This is a genomic window from Geomonas sp., from assembly GCF_056994735.1.
Window position 1 is genome coordinate 1 of the sequence record NZ_JBXKJL010000202.1, and the last position, 4,071, is coordinate 4,071.

Annotated in this window: 4 protein-coding genes; 1 reads left to right on the forward strand and 3 read right to left on the reverse strand. The window is 62.0% G+C overall.

Going from position 1 to position 4,071, the window contains the following annotated elements:
- Window positions 1-1,967, reverse strand: a 1,967-nt coding sequence (locus AC11W3_RS08900; RefSeq protein ID WP_484092866.1) for an ATP-dependent DNA helicase, incomplete at its 3' end; no start/stop codon positions are given.
- Window positions 1,968-2,185: 218 nt separating this feature from the next.
- Between AC11W3_RS08900 and AC11W3_RS08905 the strand changes: the two genes are divergently transcribed.
- The gene (locus AC11W3_RS08905) at window positions 2,186-2,464 is read left to right on the forward strand and encodes a cytochrome c7 (RefSeq protein ID WP_484088996.1); all 279 of its coding nucleotides are present in this window, start codon (window positions 2,186-2,188) and stop codon (window positions 2,462-2,464) included.
- A 518-nt stretch (window positions 2,465-2,982) separates the two neighbouring features.
- Here the strand turns inward: AC11W3_RS08905 and trhA are convergent.
- Window positions 2,983-3,780, reverse strand: a complete 798-nt coding sequence (trhA, locus tag AC11W3_RS08910) for a PAQR family membrane homeostasis protein TrhA (protein WP_484092867.1) — start codon at window positions 3,778-3,780, stop codon at window positions 2,983-2,985.
- Window positions 3,764-3,895 (reverse strand): hypothetical protein, encoded by a 132-nt coding sequence (locus AC11W3_RS08915; RefSeq protein ID WP_484088998.1) that lies wholly within the window; start codon window positions 3,893-3,895, stop codon window positions 3,764-3,766. Before AC11W3_RS08915 ends, trhA begins: the two co-directional genes overlap by 17 nt.
- Window positions 3,896-4,071: the final 176 nt, after the last annotated feature.

Sequence of the window (4,071 nt, forward strand, 5' to 3'; positions counted from 1 at the left end):
GAGGGCTTCATCTTCCTCTCCTGCCTGAGCACCACGAAACCCGGCGGCTCCTCGAAGAGCTCCGCCACCCTGTCGAGGAAATCGAAGCTGGGGAAGAAGGCCAGGTAGTTCCCGGGGCGAAGCGCCGCGATCCTCGCGATGACGTCGGCGATCCTGGCATAGTTCCGCTCGCGGTTGGCGTACTTCGTCGAGACCTGCGGGATGATCATCAGCTTGCGCAGATGGCCGGGAAAGGGGCTGGCAAATTCAGCGGTGCGGACGGCACCGAGATCGAGCCCGGAGAGCCTGGAGTAGTAGTCGAAGGGCTTCAGGGTCGCGGAGAAGCCGACCACCTGCTGGTAGTCGCCGTAGCACTCCTTCAGCATGGCCGAGGCATCGCAGCAGGTGATCTTCACGCTCCCCCCGCTTCTGTCCGGGTGGAAGGTGGTGAAGAATTCCTGCTTCTCCGACTTAGCGGCCAGCTCCATGATCTGGGCGAACTCCGACCAGTAGTAGGTGAGCCTCAGCACGGGGTCTAGCTGCCGGATCTCCGCGTCCGACTCGAGGTAGCGAGAGAGAAGGGCGCGCAGCTTCGCGTCGTGGCCCAGGAAGAGCTCCACCGGCGGGTCGATTCTGGAGGGGCTCGGGCTCATGCCGCCGCGGCAGGAGGCGATGGCGCGCAGGCAGCCATCGAGGAGCTCCTCCCCCTCCGCCCTGAAAGGAGAGGGGAGTTCCCGCAGCTCTGCGCGCATCCCTTCCAGCACCAGGGATGAGAGCCTCGGCGAGTAGTAGTCCATGGCCCGGGCCGGGAGGTTGTGAGACTCGTCTATCACCAGGTTCGGCTTTCCCACCTGGTCCACCGCGATGGCGGTGGCGCGGCTGAGGGCCGAGCGGGGAGCGAAGACGTAGTTGTAGTCGCAGATGACGACGTCGAAGAGCCTGGCGGAGTCGATCTGCAACTCGAAGGGGCAGACCTGGTACTCTTCCCCCAGCTCCCGGAAGGCCCGCGCCTTCAGCTTTCTCTTCCTGGCCAGGATCTCGATGATGCCGTGACGGGCGACCTTCCCGTAGTAATCCCGGGCGTATTCGCAGTATTCCGGGGTGCAGAGAGGCTCCTCCTTCAGGCAGATCTTCCCCTTGGCCGTGACGGAGAGGGATTTGAGCTTGGCCCCGGCCAGCCGGAAACGCTCCGCGGCATCCTCTGCCACCGAATGCTGGCTGTTCTTGGGCGTCACGTAGACCACCTGCTGCCCCCGCCCCAGCGCCTCCTTGAGCACGGGATGGAGCACCCCCACCGTCTTCCCCAACCCCGTGGGCGCCTGGATCAGCATGCGGCGCCCCTGCGCCATCCCCTGCCCGATCTCCCCCATGAGCTCGATCTGGCCCGGGCGGGGGAGGTCGAAGGGAAAAGGGAAATCGGCAGCTATCCTGCGCCTCCTCTCGGCCCGCTTCCGCGCCTCCTCTGCTTCCAGGACCAGCTCGTCGAGCCGGAGTCCCAGCCACATCCGGTACTGCTCCAGGTCGAGGTGCAGCGGGAGATCGGATGATTGGCCGTTGCGGGAGGAAACGAGGTGGAAGGTGAGCTCAGGGATGACGCCGTGCTCCAGCCAGTAGAAATAGCCGTAGCTCAGGAGTTGCAGGCAATACGGGTGCTCCGGCGGGCTGGCCGCCAGCCGCTTCTTGAGCTCGTGGATACTGAAGGCGCTCTTGATCTCCTCGATCACCGGTGTTTCATGGCGGAAGATCCCGTCCATGCGGCCGTTGATCTGGAAACGGAAACCTCCATGCTCCAGGACCCGGGTCACCGGGACCTCAGCCTGGTACAGCGGATCGGCCTTGGCCCGTTTCTTCTGCACGCGGAGGTGGATCTCGTGCCCCTCGGAGGTGGCACGCCCGAATCCGGAATGCCCCTCGATGCTTCCGGTGCGGGGGACCGGCAAGGCGAACTCCCCCAGGGAGATCGATATCGGATTAATGGCTTGGGTCATCAGGATTGGAGGGGGCATCAGGATTGGAGCCCGGAGGTCGCCTCGTTCATTGGGTGGCGCCACTTTTATCTGCGGCGTGATGCGCTTGATTTAGCGACACTTTTCACCGTTTATCTTACGTTTGTCAAGGCTCAATCTCGGTCGGCAATTGCAATAGGAGCGGAAGCGGGTATCCTCTTGTAGGTAAATTACCAACTTGCACTGAAAGGAGATCCACAATGAAGAGAATCATCGCAGCCGCCGCTCTCTCCCTTTTCTGCGCCGGTCTCGCCATGGCGGCCGGACAAGCCACCGTGGTCCTGCAGGCGAAGAACGGCAACGTCACCTTCCCTCACAAGAAGCACCAGGACATGCTGGCCTGCACCACCTGTCACGAGAGCGAGAAAGGCGGGAAGATTGCCGCTCTCGGCAAAGACTGGGCGCACAAGACCTGCAAAGGGTGTCATACCGAAAAAGGGAAAGGCCCGACCAAGTGCAGCGAGTGCCACAAGAAGTAAGCCCGCAAGATCAGCTTACCCGATGCGGAGGCCGCCAGGCCTCCGCCCCTTCCACTTCCCGACCATCCATTCTCGAGTTCCCTAACCGTCATTCTCCCTAATCGGCAGTCCCGCCTCCCCTACTGCGTATTCCGGCCTCCCCTACCAGTCATTCCCGCGGAAGCGTGAATCCAGAAGTGGATCCCCGATAGAAGCACTCGGGGAGGACACATCGAAAGCCACCGTTCACGCCGAGCCTTTCCCCGCAGTTCACGCTGAGCCTTTCTTCCCCGCCGTTCCCCCTGAGCCTTTCTTTCCCGCCGTTCCCCCTGAGGCTTTCTTCCCCGCCGGTTCACCTTGAGGCTTCTTCCCCCGCCGGTTCACCTTGAGGCTTCTTCCCCCGACGGTTTACCCTGAGGCTTCTTCCCCCGCCGGTTCACCCTGAGCCTTAATTCCCCACTTTCACCCTGAGCCCGTCGAAGGGTGTGCAAACCTGTGGGCTAAATGTGGATCGGTGTCGTGTGCTGATGAATAGTGGATTAGACGTGGAGCGGCGTTACGTAGTGGAAGATCGCCCAGAAGTGGCAGGCGCTCCCGGTGAGGACGAAGAGGTGCCAGATGGCATGGTTGAAGGGAAGGCTGTCCCAGAGGTAGAAGATGACGCCGATGGTGTAGGCGGCGCCGCCGATGAAGAAGAGTGCGAGCCCGGTCGCTGCCAGTGAGGCAATCAAAGGCTTCAGCACCAGCAGCGCGATCCAGCCCAGGCCGACGTAGAGCATCGGCCCCATCAAGCGGAAGCGGTGCACGGTGAAGACCTTCATGATGGCCCCGATGGTCCCCAGTCCCCAGACCGTGTAAAAGAGCCACACCCCCCAGGAGCTGCGCAAGGTGACCAGGGCGAACGGCGTATAGCTCCCCGCGATCATGATGTAGATGGCGACGTGGTCGAGGATGCGGAAGATGTAGCGGGCGTATGGTTTTTTGACGCTGTGGTAGGCGGTGGAAAGGCAGTAGAAGGTGATGACGGCCGCGCCATAGATGCAGGCGGAGAAGAAGCGGTCGTGGTCCCCCTGCCCGGATGCCAGGCCTATGAGGGCCACGACTCCAATGATGCTCAGCAGGGCGCCCAGCCCATGAGTCAGGCAGTTGGCCAATTCCTCGGCCCTGCTGTAATAGACAACCCTTTCGTGAAGGTCTTCGTGTCTCATGAGGTCATGGTACACCGGACCGACTTCGGATTGCAATATGGTGTAGTCGATGGCGTGGTGTAGTCGATGGCGGTAGCAGCCTGCGGAGCTGTGCTCCTGCACCGCCTGGGTCTCACGGTGACCCGTCATGAGGGACGATGACGGTTGTCGTCTTGGTGGTGGAATTGCCGGCGTTATCCGTTGCCGCCGCCGTGACGGTATAGGTCCTGCCGCTCCAGTCGTTACCTTCGCGCCAGGCGTCCAAGTCCCCAAGAGCCCGCGCATCTCGAGATCAGGAGCTATTCTCGCCGCAGAAAGAGGAGAATCTGTCTATACCTCGATGGAGGCATTGTCCGGCCTATTTCCCGAATTCGGAAAACCTCCACCCATCATTCTCCCTTCCGTCGGTAAAGGCGGCTTCCTGCCGACGACAAGGAACGG